At 57.7% G+C, this 24,955-nt stretch carries 22 protein-coding genes; 11 read left to right on the forward strand and 11 right to left on the reverse strand.

Going from position 1 to position 24,955, the window contains the following annotated elements:
• Positions 1–10 precede the first annotated feature (10 nt).
• Positions 11–892 (reverse strand): phytanoyl-CoA dioxygenase family protein, encoded by an 882-nt coding sequence (locus GOX21_RS08525; RefSeq protein ID WP_170376961.1) that lies wholly within the window; start codon positions 890–892, stop codon positions 11–13.
• Between the two features lie 103 nt (positions 893–995).
• Between GOX21_RS08525 and GOX21_RS08530 the strand changes: the two genes are divergently transcribed.
• Positions 996–1,886: a LysR family transcriptional regulator gene (locus GOX21_RS08530; RefSeq protein WP_170376963.1), complete on the forward strand. Its 891-nt coding sequence runs from the start codon at positions 996–998 to the stop codon at positions 1,884–1,886.
• On the opposite strand, the gene GOX21_RS08535 is transcribed toward GOX21_RS08530, so the two are convergent.
• From GOX21_RS08535 to GOX21_RS08545, 3 genes are all read right to left on the reverse strand, one after another.
• Positions 1,859–2,920 (reverse strand): helix-turn-helix domain-containing protein, encoded by a 1,062-nt coding sequence (locus GOX21_RS08535; RefSeq protein WP_254428495.1) that lies wholly within the window; start codon positions 2,918–2,920, stop codon positions 1,859–1,861. The two genes, GOX21_RS08530 and GOX21_RS08535, sit on opposite strands and share 28 nt — an antisense overlap.
• A 76-nt stretch (positions 2,921–2,996) precedes the next feature.
• The gene (locus GOX21_RS08540; RefSeq protein ID WP_170376965.1) at positions 2,997–3,737 is read right to left on the reverse strand and encodes a hypothetical protein; all 741 of its coding nucleotides are present in this window, start codon (positions 3,735–3,737) and stop codon (positions 2,997–2,999) included.
• A complete protein-coding gene (locus GOX21_RS08545) occupies positions 3,734–4,306 on the reverse strand; it encodes an RNA polymerase sigma factor (RefSeq protein WP_226689425.1) in 573 nt (190 codons plus the stop codon). The genes GOX21_RS08540 and GOX21_RS08545 overlap by 4 nt, the downstream gene beginning before the upstream one ends.
• A 48-nt stretch (positions 4,307–4,354) precedes the next feature.
• On the opposite strand from GOX21_RS08545, the gene GOX21_RS08550 reads away from it, so the two are divergent.
• The 3 genes from GOX21_RS08550 (at position 4,355) to GOX21_RS08560 (ending at position 8,781) form a co-directional block, all read left to right on the forward strand.
• The gene (locus tag GOX21_RS08550) at positions 4,355–5,293 is read left to right on the forward strand and encodes a c-type cytochrome (RefSeq protein ID WP_170376967.1); all 939 of its coding nucleotides are present in this window, start codon (positions 4,355–4,357) and stop codon (positions 5,291–5,293) included.
• 85 nt (positions 5,294–5,378) lie between these two features.
• Complete coding sequence (locus GOX21_RS08555) at positions 5,379–6,410, forward strand: Ldh family oxidoreductase (protein WP_170376969.1); 1,032 nt, start codon at positions 5,379–5,381, stop codon at positions 6,408–6,410.
• A gap of 64 nt (positions 6,411–6,474) precedes the next feature.
• On the forward strand, positions 6,475–8,781 hold the full coding sequence (locus tag GOX21_RS08560) for a Tex family protein (protein ID WP_254428496.1): 2,307 nt from the start codon (positions 6,475–6,477) through the stop codon (positions 8,779–8,781).
• A gap of 38 nt (positions 8,782–8,819) precedes the next feature.
• Here GOX21_RS08560 and GOX21_RS08565 read toward each other — a convergent pair whose 3' ends face one another.
• The gene (locus GOX21_RS08565; RefSeq protein ID WP_170376973.1) at positions 8,820–10,079 is read right to left on the reverse strand and encodes a replication initiation protein; all 1,260 of its coding nucleotides are present in this window, start codon (positions 10,077–10,079) and stop codon (positions 8,820–8,822) included.
• Between the two features lie 580 nt (positions 10,080–10,659).
• On the opposite strand from GOX21_RS08565, the gene GOX21_RS08570 reads away from it, so the two are divergent.
• Both GOX21_RS08570 and GOX21_RS08575 read left to right on the forward strand, forming a co-directional pair.
• On the forward strand, positions 10,660–12,045 hold the full coding sequence (locus GOX21_RS08570; RefSeq protein ID WP_170349970.1) for an AAA family ATPase: 1,386 nt from the start codon (positions 10,660–10,662) through the stop codon (positions 12,043–12,045).
• Positions 12,038–13,123, forward strand: coding sequence for a ParB/RepB/Spo0J family partition protein (locus GOX21_RS08575; RefSeq protein ID WP_170376975.1), 1,086 nt, complete (start codon positions 12,038–12,040; stop codon positions 13,121–13,123). Before GOX21_RS08570 ends, GOX21_RS08575 begins: the two co-directional genes overlap by 8 nt.
• A 175-nt stretch (positions 13,124–13,298) precedes the next feature.
• On the opposite strand, the gene GOX21_RS08580 is transcribed toward GOX21_RS08575, so the two are convergent.
• A complete protein-coding gene (locus GOX21_RS08580; protein ID WP_170349968.1) occupies positions 13,299–14,282 on the reverse strand; it encodes a LacI family DNA-binding transcriptional regulator in 984 nt (327 codons plus the stop codon).
• Positions 14,283–14,434: 152 nt separating this feature from the next.
• On the opposite strand from GOX21_RS08580, the gene GOX21_RS08585 reads away from it, so the two are divergent.
• From GOX21_RS08585 to GOX21_RS08600, 4 genes are all read left to right on the forward strand, one after another.
• Complete coding sequence (locus GOX21_RS08585) at positions 14,435–16,756, forward strand: DUF1989 domain-containing protein (RefSeq protein ID WP_170376977.1); 2,322 nt, start codon at positions 14,435–14,437, stop codon at positions 16,754–16,756.
• A 35-nt stretch (positions 16,757–16,791) separates the two neighbouring features.
• A complete protein-coding gene (locus GOX21_RS08590; protein ID WP_170376978.1) occupies positions 16,792–17,760 on the forward strand; it encodes an ABC transporter substrate-binding protein in 969 nt (322 codons plus the stop codon).
• Between the two features lie 63 nt (positions 17,761–17,823).
• Entirely contained in the window at positions 17,824–18,873 is a 1,050-nt protein-coding gene (locus tag GOX21_RS08595) for a quaternary amine ABC transporter ATP-binding protein (RefSeq protein WP_170349965.1), read from the forward strand.
• A gap of 10 nt (positions 18,874–18,883) precedes the next feature.
• Positions 18,884–20,401 (forward strand): ABC transporter permease, encoded by a 1,518-nt coding sequence (locus GOX21_RS08600; RefSeq protein ID WP_170376980.1) that lies wholly within the window; start codon positions 18,884–18,886, stop codon positions 20,399–20,401.
• 59 nt (positions 20,402–20,460) lie between these two features.
• Here GOX21_RS08600 and GOX21_RS08605 read toward each other — a convergent pair whose 3' ends face one another.
• The 5 genes from GOX21_RS08605 to GOX21_RS08625 form a co-directional block, all read right to left on the reverse strand.
• Positions 20,461–20,967, reverse strand: coding sequence for a hypothetical protein (locus GOX21_RS08605; protein ID WP_254428497.1), 507 nt, complete (start codon positions 20,965–20,967; stop codon positions 20,461–20,463).
• A gap of 162 nt (positions 20,968–21,129) precedes the next feature.
• The gene (locus GOX21_RS08610) at positions 21,130–21,693 is read right to left on the reverse strand and encodes a TetR/AcrR family transcriptional regulator (protein ID WP_170376982.1); all 564 of its coding nucleotides are present in this window, start codon (positions 21,691–21,693) and stop codon (positions 21,130–21,132) included.
• Between the two features lie 116 nt (positions 21,694–21,809).
• The gene (locus GOX21_RS08615) at positions 21,810–22,478 is read right to left on the reverse strand and encodes a cupin domain-containing protein (protein ID WP_170376984.1); all 669 of its coding nucleotides are present in this window, start codon (positions 22,476–22,478) and stop codon (positions 21,810–21,812) included.
• 38 nt (positions 22,479–22,516) lie between these two features.
• Positions 22,517–23,137: a glutathione S-transferase family protein gene (locus tag GOX21_RS08620; RefSeq protein ID WP_170361783.1), complete on the reverse strand. Its 621-nt coding sequence runs from the start codon at positions 23,135–23,137 to the stop codon at positions 22,517–22,519.
• Positions 23,138–23,257: 120 nt separating this feature from the next.
• Positions 23,258–24,145, reverse strand: coding sequence for a LysR family transcriptional regulator (locus GOX21_RS08625; protein ID WP_170376986.1), 888 nt, complete (start codon positions 24,143–24,145; stop codon positions 23,258–23,260).
• A 126-nt stretch (positions 24,146–24,271) separates the two neighbouring features.
• On the opposite strand from GOX21_RS08625, the gene GOX21_RS08630 reads away from it, so the two are divergent.
• Entirely contained in the window at positions 24,272–24,895 is a 624-nt protein-coding gene (locus GOX21_RS08630) for a glutathione S-transferase family protein (RefSeq protein WP_170376988.1), read from the forward strand.
• The last annotated feature ends 60 nt before the right edge of the window (positions 24,896–24,955 follow it).

Raw genomic sequence — 24,955 nt, forward strand, 5'->3', positions numbered from 1 at the left:
CTATTTAACGTCAGGACGTCCCGTAGAGCGGCACATCGCTCTTAGCACCATCCGCCAGCGCTTTGCTCTGATCCCGGCGTACTTGTTCATATAGAGCCAGCGATTGTTCAGAGAACGCCGCGCTCGGGGGGGCGACATGAACAAAGTTTGACCGTTCGTCCTGACCGCGCACCAACATGGCATAGTCTCGGTCCGCAACCAGTTGCCGGGCGTTAGGGTTGAGATAGCGGATCGCCAGACCAATTCTGCGATCACCGGATCGGTTCGGACCCGAGCCATGAATAGTCAGCCCGTGATGCAGCGACATTTGCCCAGGGGCAAGTTCGATATGGGTTTTGTCTTCGTCTGCGACATCAACGGCGACTTCCTGCCCGCGCGACAACAGGTTGGTGTCGGAATAGGTGTCGTTATGCGGCAGGATCGGGTTTTTATGACTGCCCTGTACGAAATCCATACAACCGCTTTCGACCGTGGCCGGGGACAGCGCGATCCAGGCGGTCACTTGATCCGGTGTCTCACCCATGCCCCAATAGGTCAGATCCTGATGCATGCCCACCGTGTGTTCGGTATGGGCCTCTTTGACGAAAAACTCGGCGGACCAGACCATGATATCCGGCCCCAATACGCCTTCGACCACATCCAATACCCGTGGGTCCTGTGCCACCCTCGCGGCCAAAGGTATGACCAGATGTGCGTTTACACGCTTGTAGGTGTTCAATGGCAAAGGCAGATCTGCGGATAGCCAGTCGGTCTCGAGTTGTTCGAATTTCGCGCGGATTTCGGCGATCTCATCGGGAGAAAAAACCGTCAGAGGGAACAGAAATCCGTCTTCCCAATATTTCTCGGACTGGTTCACCGTCAGGGCGTGGGGTGAGTTAGCTGATTGCGGCATGAGGCACCTCTAGAATGCTGGTTCACGCAGGATAGGCCGGCACGCCACAAGGTCAGCGCGCAACCTCTTGCCCGTTAGGCTAAGTTCAGCTTAGTCTATTCTCATGTCGTCCCGTATCCCGTCCCTCAACTGGCTGCGCGTGTTCGAGGCCGCCGCCCGCACCGAAAGCTTTGCCCGCGCGGCCACGCAGTTGAACATGTCGGCTGCAGCCGTCAGCCAGCAGGTGAAAGCGCTGGAAACGCGATTGGGCACGCCGCTGTTTCACCGCCACGCCCATGCCGTAACCCTGACCGAGGCAGGGCGGGCCTATCTGCCGTCGGTTCAACAATCGCTGCTGATGTTGGAAACCGCCACCACGGGGCTGTTCGGTGAAACGCGGGAACAGAGGTTGTTTGTGCAATCCATTCTGCTTTATGCGCACGGCATTCTGGCCGGTGGGCTGCCAGACTTTCACGCATCGCATCCGCAGATCAGCCTGTCCTTGACCACCGGCAATCTGGTTTCAGATTTCGCCAACCAGTTCACCGATTTGCAGATCGTATTCGGCAATCCGACCCTCTATGGCGCGGACAGTGATGTGTTGTTGCATGAACGCCTGTATCCCGTAGCCCCGCCAGATATCGCCAATCAGATTCACCACCCCCAAGATCTGTTCCGTTTCCCTTTGATCGAGGTTTCGACTCACCGCGCCAGTTGGCTGCATCTTTTCGAGACCTTATGTCTGCCGACAGGTCAGGCGCGGTTTTTCTTTGCGGATAACTCCCTGATAGCGGCCGAGATATCGGCCAGCGGCGGTGGCATCGCATTGGCCCGCGCGCCCGCATCAGATCGGATCATGGAAATGTCGGGCCTTGTCCCCTGCATGCCCGACATTCAAGTGGCAGGTCACGAAACCTACCATCTGGTCTATCCATCCCGCGCAGCCCTGCGGCCACCGGCGCGTGCCTTTCGCGAATGGCTGCTGGATCACAATGCGGCGGTCCAGACCCGGTAACGCCCCTGCCCTGTCACCTCGCGGATCAGGCCGCGCCGGGTGAACCGGTCGATATTGCGCTGTACGGCTGCACGTGACGCTTTTGTCAGTTCCTCGGCCAGTGGGGCCGAAACCATGGGCCAGGCAGTCAGAACGTCGATCAACAAAGGCGGTGTCCGCCCGCTCAGCCCGCTGGTTGCCTCGCGCGCGCGTTGTTCCCAAGCGCTGACCCGATCAAGATGCATCAGCGCGGCTAAGGTTGCCTGCCCTGCCCCTCTGATCCAGGCCGAAAGCTTTTCGTCTACCTCGCCAACCCCGCGCAGCGCCCCGGGACCGGACAGCGCCAAAGGCATGAACGTCGCCCCGCCCCGCCCCATCGTTGCCGCGTGGCGGGCCGCGATAATTGCGGCTTCGGTATCCTGCCCGATCCCCTGAGACAGCGCGCGCCAGGCATGGAACCCCATGGCCGCCTGTGTCACCGGATGCAAGCCTTCGGCATTGCGCATCACTTCGGCCAGATCGGCCACTGCCTCGGGGATGTCTTCGATACCTTGCGCCATGCGATCCAAAAAGGCGGTCAGGCCAATTTCCCATCCATCCGAAGACGGGCCCGGTCCGGAAGTTAAACGCCGTACCGCCCAACCGGCCCGAAACAAAGCCTGAACGTCATCACCGGTTGCACCGATCCGCAGACCGGTCCACAACGCCAGCCGGTCAACACTGATCCGGTCCCCGGTCCACCAGCCCAGATCGGATACATCCATCAGCGCCAGCCGATGCGTCCATCCATCCGGTCCGGCCCGCAACCTCTCATCCAAAGCACCGAAAATTGCCGCTAGGTCGGCAAGTTCAAAAGACAGCTCGGCCTGAGCCGCACGCCAATCGCGCGGATCGAACAGCAAACGGCGATCCACTTTCGGGCCTGGGGGCAAAAAATCCTCGACCGCCTCTTCATCCTCGGGCGGCAGAAACCACAAGTCATCGTCTTCGGGCGGGTCCACATCATAGATACTGGGAGGGCCTACCGCATCGGCGTCCTCATCCGGATCAGGCATGACAGGCTTTTTCTTCATACCCATTATATTTCGAGGATTTGCCCCGCTTCACAAGGCGTTTTTGCGCACTACGCGTTTAACCCGCAAATCTTTCAGTAAGAAAATCCAGCTGACCGCTCAGATCGGTCTGATCGTTGCTGCCGATCAGCATGTAGCCATATCCGTCCTGCGCCCAGTTGGCTGTGACCAATCCGCTCAGCACGGCCTGTTGCACGTCCTTGTTCGGCGCGCCCTCACCCTGTCGGATGACACAAAAGGCAAAGGGCCGACCTTCCGCATCGGCAAACACCACCTGAACCAACGGCTTGCCCTTAAATGACAGGACCTGCGCGCGTTTCAGCTCCATCCCCGGCAGGGTTTCAAGCTCTTCGCGGTTCAACGACCGACCCAGCTGTGCCTCAGCCTGCGCGAACTGCTCGTCTAAAGCCTGAGAGGAACTGTCCAGCGACGCAATCGTCTCAGGCACATACAACGACTGATAAATCGCTGCCTGTTGAACCCAGCCCAGCGGCTCGGGACGGGTCGCCCAAAAGGTCGCCGACGCGGCAATGATCGCGACCGAAGCCGCAACGGCAAGCAGACGCAGCCCACCACCGGCTCGCACGACCGGGACCACCGGCTGGGGCAAATCAACCTGGGGCGTTTCCACTGGCACACGTTCGAAAACCGCCTGCACCACAGGTGCGAACGGGTCCAGCGCCATCAGGCGCTGTTCCAATGCGGGATCCGCCTCAACCGCGCTTTCGATCGCGGCGGCTTCGGCCTCATCCAGTTTGCCTTCCAGATACGCCAACAGCGTCTCGTCGGAAAACTTCATTTGCCACTCCGTCGAACGGTGTCTGCCGCCTCATGCTGCATCACAGTTTTCAGTTTCTGCCGGGCATTAGACAACCGGCTCATGATAGTTCCTATCGGCACCTCCAGCAACGCGGCAGCTTCGCGGTAGCTATAGCCCTCGACAAACACAAGCACGACCGTCTCCCGCTGCGCCTCTGGCAGCTGCATCACTTGTGTAAACACTTCAGTGGCGAAAATATTCGTTTCTGAATCGTTTCCGGGTGCAATTAAGTCTGCTTCGGGTGTCACGGACAGCGCCTGCGCCTTGCGAACCGAACGCGCCCGTACCTCATTCAACCAGATCGAGCGGCAGATCGTCATCAGCCAGCTATCCAGCCGGTCATGTGACGTGACCTGGTGGTGTCGCTCCAACGCGCGCAGACATGTGGATTGTAGCAGATCGTCGGCCACGTCGGATGCGCCGGACAGTGCCAACCCAAACCGCCAGACGCGTTTCGAATGCATCTGGATCGCGCCGCGCACGGCCTGTTCCGAACTAATCTCACCACCCATCGAATAAATCGCGACCTGTGTGTGTTTGCTTTCCACGGACCGGGCCCGCGGGGTCAGGACTGACATAACCCGAGGAGGAAAGAAATGAAACTTCTGTTGAAGGCAGTCACGATTGCGTCGGCAATTGTTGCAACCCCGGCGCTGGCGGACGGCTGGACCCTTGTCCCCGAAGGATCGCATCTGGCCTATGGGACCATCAAGAAAGACACCGTGGGCGAGGTCAATTCCTTCACCAACCTCAGCGGTCATGTCAGCCCGGACGGCAAGGCCGAGATTCAAATCGACCTGTCCTCGGTCGAGACCAATATCGACATCCGTAACGAACGTATGATTGAGTACGTGTTTCGCAAAGCAGGTACTGCGGCGCTGACGGTCACGTTTGACATGGCCGAAGTCTCAAGTCTGGGTATTGGCGAAACCACCACCGTCGATACCGAGGCCGTGTTGTCCCTGGCTGGAACGGATGTGGCCTTCAATGCCGAGATGTTTGTGGCCCGCCTTTCTGAGTCCTCGGTGATGGTGTCGACCAACGACATGGTGTTCATCAGCGCCGAAGACGCAGGCGTGAATGCTGGGGTCGACAAACTGATGGAGTTGGCCAGCCTGCCCGGCATCACTCGCACGGTTCCGGTGACGGCCCGGCTGATCTTCAACTTGGATGGCGAACAGGCTGCGGTTGCCCCTGCTGCCCCGGTTGCCGTCGCCGCAGTGGAAGGAGACATCAAGGCGGGTAAGAAAGTGTTCCGCAAATGCAGCGCCTGCCACAAGCTTGAGCAAGACCGCCACACTGTCGGTCCGTCACTGCACGGGGTTATCGGCGCTACAGCCGGTCAGGCGGACGGGTTCCGGTATTCGGCCCAATTGCAAGAGTCTGGCATCGTCTGGACCGCTGACACCCTGACCGCGTTCCTGTCTGACCCGCGCGGCACGATCCCCGGTAACAAGATGCAGTTTCCCGGCCTGAAAAAGGACGAGGATATCACCAACCTGATCGCCTATCTGCAGGCCGAAGCGCAGGGCTGATCCCGAACCCGGCGAAAACCGGGTTTCCTTTGCCCGCTCTGCCACGCTATCCCTTGTCTCAGTCACGATGAGGGAGACGCAGGGCATGAGCGAAACGGTCAAACTGTCATTGGACGAAGTCCGAGACCTCAGCCTTTCTATTTTGACCACGTCTGGTTTCGGGCCGGATCATGCCGCAGCGATCGCCGATACGCTAACCACCTGTCAAATCGATGATTGCCAATCACATGGATTGTTCCGCCTGTTCATGTGCGCCGACACGATAAATGCGGGTCAGATCGACGGGCATGCAGAGCCAGTCCTTGAACCGTCGGATAACGCAGTCGTTCGGGTTGATGCGCAGGGCGGGATGTCCCTGCTGGCGTTCGAAAAAGCGCTGCCGGTTTTGATCGAGAAAACCCGCACCCACGGCATCGCCGCCATGGCGATCAACCGGTGTTTCCATTTCTCGGCACTCTGGCCCGAGGTGGAGCGTCTGTCCGCGGTCGGTCTGGCGGCGATGGCGATGGGCCCCAGTCACGCTTGGGTTGCCCCGGCCGGCGGCACGCGTGGTAGCCTTGGCACCAACCCGCTGGCTTTCAGTTGGCCTCGCCAGAATAAAGACCCGTTTACCTTCGATTTCGCCACCAGCGCCTTTGCCCGGGGCGAGATCGAACTGTACCACCGCGCAGGCAAGCCCCTGCCCGAAGGTGTCGCCATCGACAAACACGGCAACCCGACCACCGATCCACAGGCCGCGATGGACGGTGCGATGCTGACCTTTGGCAGCTACAAGGGCTCGGCCCTGTCGATTATGATCGAACTGCTGGCCGGTCCGCTAATCGATGATCTAACCAGTCTGGAAAGCATGGAATTCGCCGATGGTGCCGGCGGCGCACCTTATCACGGGGAAATCCTGCTGGCCTTCGATCCTGCGCAATTCAGCGGCGGTCGAGTCGATGAGAATGACGCGCGGGCCGAGCGTTTGTTCGCCGATATCACCGATCAGGGAGCGCGTCTGCCGTCGCAACGGCGCTTTGCCGCGCGGGCCCGCAACACCGAACGTGGCTATGTCGAGGTTGCCAAGACCCTGCACGACGACCTGCAGGCTTTGGCCGAACAGGCGCAGGCACGCTAAAGCCTCTTTCCCTTGGCGATGTGGCTGGCTAAGAAGTCCCTCCAGACATATTCAGGAGGCCCCCTTGGACCGCATCGCCCGCACCATCGCCACCGAAATCAATGCCCGCCCCGAACAGGTGGGGGCCGCGGTGAAATTGCTGGACGAAGGGGCCACCGTGCCTTTTGTCGCCCGCTACCGCAAAGAGGTGACGGGTGGGCTGGACGACACCCAACTGCGCACCCTGTCTGACCGCCTGACCTATCTGCGAGAACTGGAAGCGCGGCGCGAGACGATCCTGGGCTCGATCAAAGATCAGGGCAAGCTGACCGACGATCTGGTCAAATCCATCGCGCAGGCCGATACCAAGGCGCAGCTGGAAGACATTTACCTGCCCTACAAACCCAAGCGCCGCACCAAGGCGATGATTGCCCGCGAGAATGGGTTGGAACCGCTGGCGGATGCCATTCTGGCGGATCGGTCGGCTTACCCAGAAATTCTGGCGCAGGGCTATGTCACCGAAGCAGTGGCAACCGTCAAGGACGCGCTGAACGGCGCGCGGGACATCATCACCGAACGGCTGACGGAAAACGCCGCCCTACTGGGTGAGCTGCGCAATTTCATGCAGCATGAGGCCCTGCTGACTTCCAAGGTGATTGACGGCAAGGAGCAGGAAGGCGCGAAGTTCAGCGACTATTTCAATCATTCGGAGCTGTGGGCCAAAACCCCGTCACACCGTGCATTGGCAATGCTGCGCGCTTCGAAAGAAGGGATCGTGACGCTGGACATCGCGCCGGAACCCGAAACCGGCGCCGCCCGTGCCGAAGCGATTGTCGCCGCGCACCTTCACACACGTGGAGACGGCCCCGGAGACAAATGGCTGCGCAAAGTGGCGGGCTGGACGTGGCGTGTGAAACTGTCGCTATCGATGATGGTAGAGCTGATGGCAGATCTGCGCAGCCGGGCGCAGGACGAGGCAATCAATGTTTTCTCACGCAATCTCAAAGACTTATTGTTCTCAGCACCCGCGGGGGCAAAGGCAACACTGGGTCTTGACCCTGGCATTCGAACTGGCGTCAAGGCTGCGGTGGTTGATGCCACGGGCAAGGTGGTCGCGACGGACACGCTCTATCCGTTTCAGCCCAAGAATGATGTGCGCGGCGCGCAGGCCGCAATCTTGAACCTGATCGCCAACCACCAGATCGAACTGATCGCCATCGGGAATGGCACCGCCAGCCGCGAGACCGAGAAACTGGTGGGTGATACGCTGAAACTGTTGCCCAAAACCGTTTCGGCCCCGACCAAGGTTGTTGTGTCCGAGGCTGGCGCGTCGGTCTATTCAGCCTCAGAACTGGCCGCGCGTGAGTTTCCCGATCTTGACGTATCGCTGCGCGGCGCGGTGTCTATCGCCCGTCGCCTGCAGGACCCGTTGGCCGAACTGGTGAAGATCGAACCCAAATCCATTGGCGTCGGTCAATACCAACATGACGTGGACCAGCACAGGTTGTCTCAATCTCTGGCCTCGGTGATCGAAGATGTGGTGAACGCGGTGGGGGTTGATCTGAATACCGCCTCGGCCCCCCTGCTCTCTCATGTTTCGGGATTGGGGCCCGGACTGGCCGAAGCAATCGTCATGCATCGTGACCTGAATGGTGCATTTCTGTCGCGCAAGGAGCTGCTGAAAGTCGCCCGCTTAGGCCCGCGCGCTTATGAGCAATGTGCTGGCTTTTTGCGCATTCAGGATGGGGCGGAACCATTGGACGCGTCGTCGGTTCACCCCGAAGCCTATGACGTGGCCCGCCGTGTTGTCTCGGCCTGCGGGCGCGACATCCGCCAGATCATGGGCCATGACGGTGCACTGAAAGGATTGCGCGCCGAGCAATTTGTTAACGAAACCTTCGGCCTGCCGACTGTACAGGACATATTTGCGGAACTTGAAAAACCCGGTCGTGACCCCCGCCCCAGCTTCGTTACCGCCTCATTTGCCGATGGTGTTGAAGAGATCACCGACCTAAAACCGGGCATGGTTCTGGAAGGCACGGTGACTAACGTCGCCGCCTTCGGTGCTTTTGTGGATATCGGTGTGCATCAGGACGGGCTTGTCCATGTCAGCCAACTGGCCGACCGCTTCGTCAAGGACCCACATGAGGTGGTCAAAACAGGACAGGTGGTCCGGGTCACGGTGGTTGAAGTGGATGTACCCCGCAAACGGATTGGCCTGACCATGCGCAATGACGGCGGCACGTCTGCACGTGAAGATCGGGCCAGCAGGGGTCCGAAAAAGAGTTCTGGTCCAGCAAAAGCCAAGGGATCACAACGCGCAAAATCTGAGGGTAATGCGCACAACAACGCATTCGCTGATGCGTTGAAGTCTGCAATGAAGAATCGTTAATGGTGTAGTGCGTCGCCGAAAGCGCCAACAATTGACGCTTAGGCGAATGCGTCCGGCTCAAGCTCTTCCCAGAAATCAAAGATGGCGTTGGCGTTCAGACCAGAGCGCCAACCATGCGCGCGGAAGTGTTCCCGGTCCAGATCATTGTCGAGCCCGGCCATAAACAACCGTTTGTCCGCGTCCCTCTGTGTTGGGTTTCGCCGCGAAACCAGTTCTTCAACGATAGACAACTTCCGCGACCGTTCGGTACGTTCCGCCGCCCGGGCAGCGTAAGCCTGGTCTTCCTGTGCTTTCTCGGCGTCCCGCACTCGCGCTGATTCGATGGCTTCGGGGCTGGGTTCAGGCGGAGAATCGTTTTCCTGCGGTTGATAGTCGTCGCGCAAGGCGGCGGACAAATATCCAACCGTTGATTTCACATCCCCCTGCCCGCTTACATAATCCAATTTTTGCTGCACATAGTCTTCACCATGTTCCGCAATCCACTGTCGCGCCAACCGGTCGGACACCCCTTGCTTACGGAGCGTCTTGTAAACTTGCAGATTGCGGACGCCATCGCTGTCATCGATTTCGAACATCGCCTTCTGTGGATTGCCTTTAATCAGAAACCGGATATCCGTGACCGTGCGGCCCTTTTTTTGAAACTGTGGCTCTATCAGTATGTCCGAACTTTTGTTCACCTCAGCCACAGCGGGTTTGATGATCTTGGCGTTGAGGTGTTTGAAGCTGCCGTAATAGTCGCTGCCGTCTACCCCCATGAGTTTGCGGAACACGTCCAGCGCCCACCAACCCGTAGAACCGGTTCTGACGAACCTATAACAATTCTCATACAGCGCCAGGCCATGCCCAGAGCTAAAGTTCCTTTGGATCTGCACATTGATCAGGGCATAGATTTTCGGATCATAGAGCTTTTGGGCCAGCGCCGGGGAGTAGGCGTATTCACAGACCCCGTTCTTCAGCTTGGCAAAGCTGAGCAATGAGGACACGCCCCACTCTTGTCTGCCCTGCTCATCCAACATGTCCCATTCCGCGACGGTTTCGGCCAGCGCTCGCAAACTCGCCCGCAGCGTATCGAAGTCGTTTGAATTATAGCCGACCATCATCGCAAGCGTCCGCGCGTCGATAGTATGTGTCTGCGCCGAGGTTAGTGCGTCATACGCGTTTAACAACAGGACATTCGAGAGCTTACGCTGCAAAAGCGTAAGCTTGCCGCTGATGTGAATCGCGGCGACGTTTTTCTTGACCGTCTCCCGGCGCAATGCACCAGAGAGCTGATCCATATCCAATTGTGTATCCGGCATGATTCTGCCTGGCTGCTCGTTTTGGTATTTCTTGCACAAAAAGTACCCATGGATCAATTCTATTTGGGTACCCAAATACAGGAAAGAGGGAATCCTGTATCTGGGTACCTGACCTGAAAATCCTCGCAGTTATCCACAGAACCGGATCGAGGGTCGCCCAATTAGAGGGTTTTACATGTTCTGCGACCCGGCGAAAAACGAAAATTTAGGGTCTAATCTGGTCGAAATTTCAGCGTCCTGCGAATCGGCCCCCTTCTTCCTGAAACTCGGCACTCGGCAACCTGTAGACGGGTACCTTTGATACCGGAATCTGGTCCCTTTCATACCGTAAACAGGTGCTGAAGTGAATTTAAGTTGTTGGCTTTAAACATTATTTTTCTCGTAAAGATTCTAAAACATCTAAAATAAATAAACTCTTTGTTGGCTCTGGTGTTGCCTATTTTACTGGTTTCGTGGCGAAACCCACTCAGAGAGGCTTATTCTGTGGAAAACTCTCACTCTGAGGATAGCGTCATTGGAAAATGTTCGCTATGTTGGGCAATATACGCCGCTAAGGCGAACATTACCCGAGGCATCGACAGTGAATAAATCTAACCAACCTCCTCTGCCGCCCTATTTGAATCTGGATCCAGAGCTAGCAGCGCAAAAGTTGCCTGATCCTATCGGAACTTCTCGATTCGCCAAAGCGGCTACATTCTGCGCAAAAGGGCGCGAAGACCTGGCGCGACGTGGGTATGCTCCGGACGGGGAAAAAAGACTGCGTAGATTTTCCATCTGGGAGATCACCAAATACCTGATCCCGGTTGCACCTGCGCATCTGCGACGTGTGCTCAAAGCCAATCCCGAATTGCCGCAGGGTGAAGGCGAGGCTGGCTCCAAGTGGTTTTCGCTGGAGGAAGTACTGACCCTCCGACAACACTTTGCAGCCGAGGGTGTGAGCACCAAGGAATATCTGCCGTACCGACCAGATGGCCTTCCTGCAAAGGTGGTTGCTGTGGCCAATTTCAAAGGGGGTGTAGGTAAGACATCTACTGCCGCGCATCTGGCAATGTCAGCTGCGCTGGACGGATATAAAGTATTGGTTATAGATCTGGACAGCCAGGGATCGATGACCTCAATTCTAGGTGGGAGTGTTGCAGATGAATGGCAAACGGTTTTTCCACTTATAGCCAAAGATTACGCGCGTGCCGTACAAGAGGAAAACCGGGTCCGCAATGCGGCTGGGCAGCCTGAAATCCCCCTGGATGAAACGCTGCAAGAAGCGCTCAATACCCTGCCCCGCGATGTTATTCAGAAAACGCATTGGCCCAATATCGACCTGATTGGCGCCCAGTTGAACCTGTATTGGGCCGAGTTTCAGATACCCGTTTGGCGCATGGGTTTGCGCAGTTGGCCGCTTTGGGATGGTTTGACCAACTTTCTGCAGGATGAAGGAGTGTTGAACGACTACGACATTGTTTTCCTCGATACGCCTCCTGCACTTGGGTACCTAACGATCAACGCGCTGGCTGCAGCTGATATTTTGCTTGTGCCGTTGGGGGCCTCGTTTCTTGAATTTGATTCAACGGGCCGGTTCTTTGACATGCTCTACACGACTTTTGCCAGCATCGAGGACGGTGAGAACGCGGCGCAAAGGGCGGCTGGTTTACCCGAGCTCAAGTTTGAATGGGACGTGGTCAGGGCCATAATCACTCGGTTTGATGCCAGCCAGCAAACCGATATGGCAAATGTGATTCAGGCCTATTTCGGGGACTTCATGAATGCATACCGTCAGGACTATACCGCTCTGGTTGGCCAGGCGGGTGAGCAGGTCAACGGTATCTACGAAGCGGATTACAGGGACTTCAATCGCGATACGTATGTACGAGGTCGGGAAACATTCGACCGGACCTATGCCGAATTCAAGCAGGTCTTGATCGGCTGCTGGTGGCGCGACGCTCAGATGGAAGGAAACGCAGATGGCTAAACGCAGAAGACTGACCGCTCCGGACACGTCAGAATTGGAACAGCTTGAGGCTGGTTTCGCGGCGAAACCGTCGATCAGCCCGTTTGAAACCAAGTCATCGACGCCTCCGATTGCACAGGTCGCGGCTGAGGCTGCAACGCTCAACGGCATGGCAGCGGTGACCGATCGCCTTGCTCTGGCGCAGGATCAAGGTGATGCAGCTCGATGGCGCGATGCGCAGGATGCCGGACTCGTGGCGGAAATGCTATCGCTGGATCAGATTGATGCCGATTTCATTCGTCGCGACCGGATGGTTGAAGATGAAGAAGCCATGGCAGAACTTTTGGAGTCCTTGCGCGTTCACGGGTTGCGCACACCAATTGAGGTCACGCGTGACGGCGAAGGTTACGGGTTGATTTCTGGCTTCCGACGATTGAATGCCTTCCGGCGCCTGGCCGAGACCGATCCGCGGTTTTCTGAAATCCCAGCCTTTGTCCGAGAGGCTGGTTCGGGGCAGGGCGCCTATGTCTCAATGGTCGAGGAAAACGAACTTAGGGCAAATCTCAGCCCTTATGAACGTGGACGCATTGCGGTTTTAGCCGCGGGACAGGGGGTATTTGCATCGACCGAAGCCGCTGTTGACGTTTTGTTTGCTGCTGCGTCCAAGGCAAAACGATCCAAGGTTCGTAGTTTTGCGGTGGTACACGAAGCACTTGGTGACTTGTTGCAGCACCCGGTCGCCCTGTCCGAAAAAGCAGGACTGAAACTAGCGGCCGCATTGCGGGAGGGGGCACAACCCCAATTGCGTCAGGCTTTGGCCGAGGTGGGCGAGCTGGACCAAAAATCGGAATGGGCGTTGCTGGAAGCCGCCCTAAAGACGTCACCTGCCCCTGTGAAAGACAAGGCGAGGGGAGGGCGTCCGCAACAGGTTCAGCGCCTGGCTCCGGTGGCGTTGACCGGAGGCAGCGACATTCTGGCCGAAGTGTCCGCAGGCGAATTACGCCTTCGTATTCGTGGAATGGATATCCCTGCCGAAGACGCGCAGAACATCGTTGAACGGTTGGCCGATTACCTGCGTGAGTTTCGCGGCAAAACATAAAGCGGGAAGGTGAGATAGGACCGCAAAATCAGACCCGCTATGTGGTGCGCAAAATGACATATTTTTGCGCACCAATTGGGTCGACCGTTTGACACCATAGGACGCTGGGATTCCACGTAATGTGCCAACGGTTATGAGGATCATGCCGTACCTGTATGAAACGGGAACTTGGTTTTCAGGACGTCAAATGGGACGGGTTCGGAATGGCTGACCGCCGTTCGATCAGCTGACCGTCAAGCCGTTCGGCACTGGGTCTTTCTTGATCCGAAATCCAGCGTGCGAGGGCAACGGCGGCTTTCTCGCCCATTTGAGACACCGGCAAATGCACTGTGGTGATGGCAGGCACTGCGACAGCAGAACTGGGCAGATCGTCGACCCCAACCAGAGAGATATCGTCGGGCACGCGGACATCCTCGGCCTGAAGACCGAACAAAACCCCCAAGGCAACGACATCTGACAGGCACAAAATGGCGTCCGGTTTTTGAGCCTGTCCGCAGATGAGTTTGGCACTTTCCGCGCCGCCACGATGGCTGATCTGGGTCTCGTAGCAGGTTAGCTTTCCGTCCCAGGGCAGGTCCTGCAGCCCGGAAAGTCGTGCGCGTGTTCGGTCATTATCATGCACCGGGCCGTGTACGACAGCTATGTGGCGATGCCCAAGGTCGGCAAGATGCTGCAGGGCAAGCTGAGCCACCGCTTCGTTGTCATACCCGATGGTCGGCAGAGGGTTTGTTGCGTCATAAAAGGATGTGATGATCGTCGGCAGCATCGTCCGATCGATCAAGTCGTGCAGTGCGTCGCTGTGGGTGGCACCTGTGATAATCAGACCTTCGGCTCCGATATCAACAAGGCTTTGCGCTTTCTCGGCTTCGATTTCGAGGTCCGAGTTCGTTGTCGCAACGACAAGGGACAATTGGTGTTCGGACAGCTCACGCTCTAGCGCGGCAAGGAACCGGGCAAAGATCGCGTTGTCCAGCGTTGGCACCAAAGCTCCGACAAATCGGGTGCGGCCGGAATTGATCGCCCGTGCGGCGGCGCTGGGTACGAATTTCAACGCGTCAATGGCAGCCTGGACTTTCTCAAGCGTGTCTTTCTTCACCACGCCTGGTTCATTGAGAACCCGAGACACCGTTGCGACCGATACACCCGCCGCTTTGGCCACGTCTCTGAGATTTGCGCGTTTTTTGGGTTCAGGGCTTCTTGGCTTCACCGTTTTCTGGGTCCGTTTCTGCGGTCGTATAAGAAAGTGTTGACATATGTAACTAGTTTCAGCAACCTCTGTAACTAGTTACATTTTGGCTATCTGGCTGCACCATGCACGGATCTTCAGTCTTACATACGTTCGCGAATACGGGGTTTAACGGCCTTGGCCGGCGGTTTCCGGGCTTTCCGAAAATCTCAGATGCGCGTACGCATATCCTGGCCCCGCGCGAGGCGTTGCAACTGAAAATGTCCGCTGGGGATTTGCTGTCGATAGAAGGGGTTGGCCCGGCGCAACCTCTGGATTTGACGGCATTTGACGAAGTTGGGCAACCAATGTTGGCAACCTTGGGGCTTACTGCAAACGGACAGATCGCAGCGGGCGACTTTGATAGTGCCCAATTTTCAGGATGGATTGCTGCACAGGGCGGGGGGGAACCGGTTCCCGGACACAGGTTGGATCAAGTGACCGATCCGGTGATTCTGCGCGCCGACACGTCCGTTACGGTCTGGGTGATCCGTCCCATTGAGCGTTCGGGGTTGATCGAAGGTGCAGGGGCCGGATGCGTTACGGTTCAACACAAATCATCCGCTGCGCAAGACCCGCACCTGCCACCTTTGCTGGGTGATACACGGGATGAATTCACAGTACCGCGGGGCAGGGCAGTTGCCTATGAACTGAAGGCAGGAGAATTTGTTCAGATCATCGACGTCGAAGGCCAGCAGTGTTCAGATTTCATGGCGCTGCGCGCTGATGGGTTGGATTGTGGTGACGAATGGATGATCGACTCGACCGCCACCCGCTCGATGGTGCGTCGTGCATTCCCGGGGCCCGGGTTGCTGGACAAATTTTTTGATCGCGAGATGCGTCCGCTGTTGAATGTCATACAGGATACCTGCGGGCGGCATGACACTTTCGGTCTGGCTTGCACCGCACGCGGGTATGAGGAGCGGGGGTTTCCCGGTCATCTGAATTGTTCCGACAACATGTCGAATGCCTTGGCCCCGTATGGCGTCGCACGGCGTGCGGCCTGGCCGGCCATCAATTTCTTTTGGAACACATGGATCGATCCGGCGACCCATCACATCCAGACCGAAGAATCCCATTCTCGTCCTGGGGACTATGTCGCGATGCGCGCGATCGAGGATCTGGTCTGTGTCTCAACCGCCTGCCCGGATGACATTGATCCGATTAATGGTTGGAATCCGACAGATGTGCATGTGCGCATCTATCGCCCCGAAACACCGATCCGCCGCGCGGTGGCCTATCGCGAAAAGGAAGATGCCCCGATGTCGATCAGTCAGGAATCCGCGTTTCACGACCGGCTCGCTCCGCTGACCCAGCATTTCGCACCGGCGCGCGATCTGTGGGCGCCGGTCAGCTATCCCGCCCATGGCACGCTGGGAGAATATTGGGCCTGCCGTCAGGCGGTGACGGTTCAGGATATGAGCGGGCTGCGCAAATTCGACATTATCGGCCCGGATGCCGAGGCGTTGTTGCAGTTGGCGACCACGCGAAACGTGGCCAAGTTGCCGGTGTGGCGTGGGTCTTACACTTTGATGTGTGACGAAAGCGGGGCCGTCATTGATGACGGCACCTTGTTCCGCCTTGCGCCCGAGATTTTCCGCTGGTGTTGTGGCTCGGAAGAAAGCGGGCGCGTGTTGCAGACGCTGGCGGATAAACGCGGTTTGCAAGTGCGCGTGCATGCATTGCGCGGTGCGATGCCGAACCTGGCAATCCAGGGTCCGAAATCGCGCGACCTGTTGCGCAAGATCGCCTTTACGCAACCTCATGTGCCCGGGCTGGATCACCTGAAATGGTTTGGCGTCACCGTCGCCCGTCTGCGCGATCGCGAGGGCGCGCCGTTCATGCTGTCGCGCTCAGGCTATACCGGAGAACTGGGGTATGAGGTCTTCTGCTCCAAATCCGATGCAGTCGCAATCTGGGACGCGGTGATGGAAGCGGGTGAGGAATTCGGGATCACGCCAATGGGTTCGGCCGCGCTGGACGTTATCCGGATCGAGGCCGGTCTGGCCGCCGCCAACGCCGAATTCGCGCCGGGCGTCGATGCGTTCGAAGCCGGGTTGGGTTTTGCCGTCGACCTGACCAAATCCGACTTTACCGGCAAGGCTGCGCTGGAACGCAATGCGCGCGAACCGCGCCGGGTACTCAAGGGGTTGCTGATTGGCTGCGATGATGTACCCGCCCACGGTGCCCCTGTCTTTGCAGGTGAGCGGCAGGTGGGTGTGGTCACTTCGGCCACCCGCTCACCGATGTTGGAACACGCCATCGCGATGGCGCGGCTGTCGGTCGAACACGCAGAAAATGGCACCGAACTTGAGATCGGACAGCTTGATGGGCGGATGAAGCGCCTGTGTGCCACCGTCTCGGACATTCCATTCATAGACCCGCAACGCAAGCGGGCGCGCGCTTGATGGCGCATGCAACTCAACGCAACGGGAGAAGACATATGAGGAATCTAACATTCACGGCAACCTTGACCATGATCTTGGGCGCAACAACGGCAATGGCGCAGGAGAAGGTCATGGTAGGTGAACCCAGCTGGCCCGGTGCCAAAATCATGAGCCGGGTGATCGGTCAGGTCATCGAAACCCGTTTGGGCGGCGAAGTCGGTTATGCTCCTGGTGCCAACGCGGTGATCTTTGCCGCCATGGATGGCGGGCGCGGCGATATCGACGTACACCCGGACGTCTGGTTGCCGAACCAGTCTTCGTTCACCGACGAGTACGTTGATCAGAAGGGTACTGTTGGACTGTCTTCGGGCAGCTACGAAGGCCGCGCCGGGATTTGCGTGCCGAACTACATGGTCGAAGATCACAACATCAAATCCATCTACGATCTGGCCACCCCAATGGCGCAGGAACTGTTCGATTCAGACGGTGACGGGCTGGGCGAGGTCTGGGTCGGCGCGTCCGGCTGGGCGTCGACCAACACGTTCAAGGTGCGGGTACGGGACTACGGCATCGAAACCTTCCTGACACCCACCACCGAAGACGAAACCGTGTTTTATTCGCGTCTGAAGGATCAGATCGACCAGCAGAAAGGGGCCGCGTTTTACTGCTATGCGCCGCATTATGTGCATGCCCTCTATGACGTAACCATTCTGGAAGAGCCCGAGCATGACGCGGCCACCTACAAGATGGTGCAGCCGGATCAGGATGCCGACTGGTACAACAAATCCCATGTCAGCACCGGCGAGCCGGTTAAAACCGTGACCGTGGCGCATTCCAAGTCTTTGGAACAGCGCAATCCGGCGGCTGCCTCTTTTCTGGCCAATATCGACATGGACGCAGCTCAGCTTAGCGGATTGACCTACGAGGTCGTGGTCAAGGGCCGCGAGATTGACGAGGTCGTGGCCGAATGGATCGCCGGAAATGGCGATACCGTTGATGGTTGGCTTGGTCTGAAAACAAACTAAAGCCGTCGCGCCCCCGGTGTTTCGGGGGCGCCCTGTAACACTCTCAACAGCGGTGGGGTCAGTATGACAGCGGATATCGCAATTGACGCAAAAGGCGTGTGGAAAGTATTCGGCGCGCGCTCGCAGGAGGCTTTGAAAGCCATCCACAGCGAAGGGCTGAGCAAGGCCGAAGTGCTGGACCGCTTCAACTGCGTTGTTGGCGTGGCCGATGCCAGTTTCGAAATTGAGCGTGGGGAGCTGTTCTGTGTCATGGGCCTGTCTGGTTCGGGCAAATCGACCCTCGTGCGCCATGTAAACCGACTGCTCGAGCCAACGGATGGTCATATCTATCTGGATGGCGATGACGTGATGGGCCTGAATGACGAAGGATTGCGCGATTTACGCAACCGGCGTGTTGCCATGGTGTTCCAAAACTTCGGCCTGATGCCGCACCGCACCGTGCGTGACAACGTAGCGATGCCGTTGGAAATACGTGGCACCGGCAAAGCCCGCCGCTGGGAAGAGGCGGACCGGGTGTTGGAGCTGGTCGAACTAAACGGATGGGAAGACAAATACGCCCATGAGCTTTCGGGTGGCATGCAGCAGCGCGTGGGCCTTGCCCGCGCCATTGCAGCCGATCCGGAAATCCTGTTGATGGATGAGCCATTCTCGGCCCTCGATCCGCTGATCCGAAAACAGTTGCAGGATCAGTTCATGGACCTCAGCCACAAGCTGAATAAAACGACGATGTTTATCACCCACGATCTGGACGAGGCCATTCGCATCGGCCACCGCATCGCGATTATGAAAGACGGGCGTATCGTGCAGATTGGTACGCCGGAAGAGATCATCCTCAACCCCGCCGACGACTATGTTGCCGATTTCGTTGCCGGTATATCCAAGCTCAACATGATCTTCGCCCATTCGGTGATGAAACCGGTGGACGAATTCGAGGCCCATCATGGCGAAGTGCCGGAGGATGCAAAGGAAGCGCATCCCGAGATGGATTTGTCCGATCTGATGAACCTTTGCGTCGACGGCCACGGTGTCGTCGCGGTCACGCAGGATGGCAACACGGTCGGGGTGATCAACCGCGCGGGTCTGATCCGCGCCATTCAGGACAGCCAGGCATAAGGGGACCGATATGAAACATGTTGATGTGCAACAGATCCAACCGGAAACCGCTGATCGGCTGAACGGGCTGATCGCCGATTTCGTGGGGCAGGGGCAGGAATACTACCAAAAAACCTTTGCCTATATGATGCAGGCGCCCGGTTATCGGTTCACGCTGAACAAGGCCGCAGCGATCCTGGGGCCGATCTGGTTTGGCGCGCGTGGGTTGTGGTCGTGGTTTCTGGGCTTTCTGGTGCTGGAAACACTGGCCTATATCCAGATCGGGCTGGGGCTGTTCGGTGATCTTGGTCGCGAGTTCCGTGAACGCGCAGCCCAGATCGAACAGACGCTGGAACTGCGCCGCCAACAGATTGCCGCTGCCGAACAATCCGGTTCCGCCACGTTGGAGTCGTTGAAACGTGCGGCGGAATCGCTTGAGGGCGCGTTGGTCGGGGCCCGAGAGGCCGCGCGCAGTGCGGATTCCACCGGTGTCGCTTATCTGATGGTTGGAATTGTGCTGTTGCTGGCGGTCAAGTTTCTGGCAGCGTCGCTGGCAAACTGGACGCTTGAGGGTCAGTTTGCGCGCTGGCGCTCGGACACAAGTGTCGCAAATGGCTGGTCGACCCCGCGGATGGTTGTGGCCGCGGCATTGACGGGCATTGTCGTTGTGCTGTCGATGATAAAATTTGCGCAGCCTGACGCTTTGGCGGTGCTGAAAACCTTCCCGACCAATCGCGACTGGCGGCTGAATGTGGGCGACGGGGTGCAGGCGGTTTTTGAATGGACCAAGACCGCCGGGCGCGGCTTCTTTGACGGCCTGACCTATGGCATGCGCACCTTGCTGGACTGGATTGAGGTGGTGCTTGTTGATACGCCCTGGCCGGTGGTGGCTCTGGTGATCATCATGCTGGCCTACCTGTCCGCCGGTGCGCGCGTGGCAATCTTTACCGGCGCGGCGCTTGCCTATCTTGGGCTTTTGGATTTCTGGGAAAAGGCGATGACCACGATTGCCTTGCTGGGTGCAGCGGCGTTGATTTCGATCACGCTGGGCATCCCGCTGGGTATTTATTGCGCCCGCCGCCCACGTGCCTTTGCCATCGTGCGGCCCATTCTGGATTTCATGCAGTCGATGCCATCCTTTGTCTACCTGATTCCCGTGGTGGCATTCATCGGGTCAGGCAAACCAGCAGGCGTCGTGGCCACGATGATTTTCGGTAGTCCCCCGGTGATCCGCTTCACCGTTCTGGGTTTGCAGCAGGTGCCGGAAACGGTGCGCGAGGCTGCGCTCGCTTTTGGGGCCACGCCGCGTTACCTGCTGTGGCGAGTGGATCTGCCGCTGGCTCATAAGACCATCATGGCAGGCGTCAATCAGACCATTCTGATGTCGCTGGCTATGGTGGTTGTTGCCTCACTGATTGGCGCCAAGGGTCTGGGTGAGGACGTGCTGGAAGCGTTGCAGTACGCGGCGGCAGGTCAGGGTATTCTGGCCGGTCTGGCGATCCTGTTCTGTGCGCTGATCCTGGATCGGATCGTGGCCGGTAAGAAGTAGAGATCTACCGCGATCCAAAGCTGTCTGGCCGGGGGCTGCCCCCGGCCAACGCATTCCGGTTACGACCAGCGTTCGATCAGGCGAATGGCCCAGACCAGCACGATGCCATAGATCACATGCCCGACTAGCGCGACCCATGTGATACCAGTGAAATTCAAGAAGAACGGCAAACCGGCGATGTTCGTGATGCCACCGATGGCGAAAACCCAAAGCCCAAAACCATAGACTGCTGATCCCACAAATATGTGGCGGCCTTTGAACAGCGTCGCCCAAACCGGGTTGAAGACGTAGAGCCAGCCAATCGGATAGCCGATCAGGCCAACCAGATAAAAGTGAACGAAATACCCGGCGAAATCGCCATTGGGCAGGCCCAGTGTTCCGAGCAGGCTGCGCGCAAGCCCGTGCGGAGACAAATTGGCAAACCCCAATGACGGGCTGATCAGCTGCCCCCACAGGTCAAACGCATTGGACGCGAAGAAACCTGAAATGAACATCATACCCAAAAGCGGGATGTTGAATCGTGGGAACAGACCCGTCGAAGAATGCGCAGTTTCTGACATCGCCATGGGATGACCTTTCATGCCGGTTGCGTTGCTTTGTGCCTTTAAAATTGTGAAACGGCGGCTGAATTCAACGAATTGAAAGAGCTTTCACGCACAGGTGACAAAGCGAAGAATTTTGAAACAAACCTGTGGGGATGGCCAGCTATCCGCGGCGTGCGGCTCGCATCAGCAGCGGGATTTCAAAACGTCTACGACCGCATCAAAGGCCTGTACATCCTGTTCGGCGCGGGCGGTCAAAAGCGCCCCCTCAAGTACGGCCAGGGTGGCGCAGGCCTCGGCCGCTGGATTTGTCACGCCTGTGATTGACTTGTCATGCAGGCCCAGTTCAAAGATCGCTTCGATCTGCTTGATCACCATGGCGCGGAAGGCTTTGATCTTTTCAATCACCTCGTCTGACAGGCTTTCAAGGCTGCTGATCAGCGAAACGCACAGGCACAGGGTTTTGCCATCTTTGAGTGCATTTCGGTACAGCCCGATCAAGGCCAGCAATCGTTGCGACGCGGTGTCATGGGCGGCCTCGGCTTTGCGGCATTCGGCCTCAAAGGTCGAGTGGTAGCGATCCATCAAAGCAGCCGACAGGGCGGCCTTGGTGGGAAAGTGATAATGGATCGAAGCCTTGCGAATACCCACCGCATCAGCCAGATCGGCATAGCTGAACCCATCGAACCCGCGCGCGCGGGCGGCATGTTCGGCAACATCCAGCAAGGCGGTTTTGGTATCGGTCGCCATCTGTGTTCAATCCCTTTCCGAGCTATTCAAAGGCAGCGGTGTTCCCCCTGCCTTTGACACCCTCAAAGCAGTACCGGCCCGGCCCCTAAAATGCCAGAGGGATCGCGTTTCACGTGCTAGACCGCCGGAGCCTTGGCAAAGGGCAAATGCCCGGTTTTCATCCAGACTTTTGCGCCATGGGAACCCGCGGTGGCTGAAAGGGCCTGGCCTTCGGGCAGGCGCAACCAGCCATCTTTGGTCAGGTCATCACCGCCGGTGGTGATGGACCCGTCAATGACCAAAAGTTCGATGCCGCCAGCGGCGTCAGAGTTGAGAACCGCGCCCGGATCAAGATGACTGTAGGTGACGATCTCACGGTCATCCTTGTGCAGCGTGGCGGTTGACACGCCATTTACCGGGGCAGCCAGTTCATCCGCCATGGTCTTGCGGAACTGGGTGCGGTCGTCCAGGTCGAACTGCCATAGCTTGACGAAGATGGTGCAACCGGGTTCCGATCCGGGCGTATGCGCCGAGGTTGGCGGATTGCGCACATAGGTTCCTGCGGGGAAGTCACCGTGTTCGTCCTGAAATACACCATCGAGTACGATGAACTCTTCACCGCCAGTGTGAGTATGAGCTGAAAACTTGCTGCCCGGCGCGTACCGCACGATGGTGGTGGCGCGGGCAACTTCGCCGCCGATCCGGTCCAGCATGCGCCGGTCCACACCCTTCATGGGCGAGGCCTGCCACTCAAGTTGATCAGAGTGAACGACGACGCGGGATGAGAAATCCGAGTTGAGTTCCATTGATAGTATTCCTTTCGACTTCAGTGGCAGGGGCTGGTTCAGGCCGCGATGGACGGGCGCGTCGCCATTTTTGCACGCCATGCCTTTAGATGGGTCAGGTTTTCCGGGATGTCGACCTTGGCGAAGTCGGCAAAGGCCAATCCGGCGAAGGCCGTGATGTCGGCCACCGAGAAAGTGTCGCCAGCAAGATATTCATTCTCGGCGAGAACTGAATCCAGATAAGCCATGGTTTGCCCGGCCACCTCTTTCTGTTTCAAGCCCCATTCAGCACATTGATAGGTTTCAAGATCCGGTCCAAGGCCGGGGGTGGCGTGGTGGAAATATGTGCCGACCGCGTTCAGCAGACCGTTTTCCGCCCGCAGGTTCATCATCGAGATTTGTGCGCGTTCCTTGGCTGTTTCCCCAGTCAGCGATGGGCCGTCGAATGTCGCATCAATGTATTCGGTGATCGCGTTGCACTGCGCGATATGTGTGCCATCGGGCAACTCCAGGCAGGGAACTGCGGCGTCAGGGTTTTTAGCTTTGAATTCAGGGGTGCGGTGCTCACCGCCCATCACGTCCACCGGGATAAACTCAACTTTGTCAGATGCGCCCTTTTCAGCCAAGGCGATGCGGATGCGGGTTGGGTTTGGAAACCCTTCGATATCATGGATTTTCATAGGTGCGATTCCTTTGGAAGTATTATCAATGAGAGCCTACCTATCAGAAGGTAGATAATTTTGCAACCATGATTCAGCCCCCACATCTTGCGGTTAGAAATATTCGAAGGCGTTGAGGCTCTAAGCCCTGCGTAACTGTTTCACCAGAAAGTCGATTAACGCTCGAATCCGAGCGGTCAGGTGGCGGTTTTGCGGATAGGCTGCGTAGAGTCCCAGCGATATTGCCTCTTGTGCTTCAAACAGCAATTGCAGACGGCCCGTGTCCAAAAAAGGCTGTGCCGTGTACAAGGGAATCCGGCCAATCCCCAGCCCGTCCGCTGCCATATGCGCCACAGCGCGAGGGGAATTTGCGCGAAAGTTTCCGGATACAGAAACTACGTATTCGCCGTCCGATCCCTTGAAAGCCCAATTGTCGATCATGTTGCCGGTGGTCTGTAGTAGACAGTTGTGGGTGGATAAGGCGGCGGGCTCTTGCGGCGTCCCATGTTGCGCCAGATATTCGGGCGACACACAGCAGACAATACGCATGTCCGTCAGCTTGCGCGCCACAAGGTTGGAATCCTTCAGTGCGCCAAAGCGAATGGCAAGGTCATACCCTTCTTCGACCATCGAGACGTGATGGTCAGACAGGTGCAATTCGATCGTGACTTTCGGATGTTCGGTTTGGAACGGTTTCAGCAGATGTATCAGTTCGGCCGAGCCAAACCCGGTTGGCGCGGTGATCCGTATACGCCCCGCCAATTCGGTCTGGCGTTTCTGGACCAGCCCTTCCAATTCATCAAACTGGTCCAGCAGTGAAAGGCAACGCTCGTAATAGGACCGTCCGGTATCGGTCAGGGTGACGCTGCGGGTGGTGCGGTTGAACAATTGCGCGTTCAGGCGGTCCTCAAGCTGACCGACATATTTGCTGGCCAGCTTGGTGCTGATGCCGATCTGTTTTGCGCCTTCGGTAAACGAAGAATGCGCCGCCACCGCCGCAAAGGTGCGCATGCCTTGGATCGTGTCCATTGTCTACACTGCGTTCATAGTAATTCTCTGAATGCGTATATTATCGCCTCTGATAAAGCAATCTAAGTTTGGCGCGTAGATGCTGACCCTCAGCCGAACCCCTTCAATCAGAGAAAGAGCTTTCAAATGTCCAACGCAATCCGAATTCACAGTTTCCCCTTGTCCGGCCATGCCCATCGTGCCGTCCTGTTTGCCAGCATTGCCGGTATTAATCATGACGTCATCGATGTGGACCTGGCTGGTGGTGAGCATAAGCGCGAGCCGTTTTTGGCGATGAACCCCGCGGGGCAGGTACCGGTGCTTGAAGATGGTGACGTGGTCGTCACTGACAGCAACGCCATTCTGGTCTATCTGGCGCGCAAATATGCACCGTCCTATCTGCCTGCGGACCCAGTGCATGAGGCCGAAGTGCAGAAGTTTCTGACCCTCGCAGCTGGTGAGATCGCCTTTGGCCCTGCCGCTGCGCGTTTGATCAATGTTTTCAATGCACCCTTGAACAAAGACTTTACCCACGCCACCGCGGCAAAGGTTCTTGCCAAGCTGGATGCGCATCTTGAAGGCCGCGAGTGGCTGGTTGGGGATGCCCCAACAATCGCGGATGTCGCCATCTACAGCTACACCGCGCATGCGCCTGAAGGTGACGTTTCGCTTGAACCTTACGCAAACGTGCGCCGCCTTCTGGCCAATGTCGAGGCGCTGGACGGCTTTGTCCCGATGCCTCGCACCGCGGTTGGTCTGAACGCGGCCTGATCCACCCCTTGGCCAGCTGCGCATTTGTGGCTGGTCAACCCGTCCCTGACATATGAGGTC

It is taken from the genome of Ruegeria atlantica, assembly GCF_013032005.1.
GTDB classification, from domain to species: Bacteria; Pseudomonadota; Alphaproteobacteria; order Rhodobacterales; family Rhodobacteraceae; genus Ruegeria; species Ruegeria atlantica_A.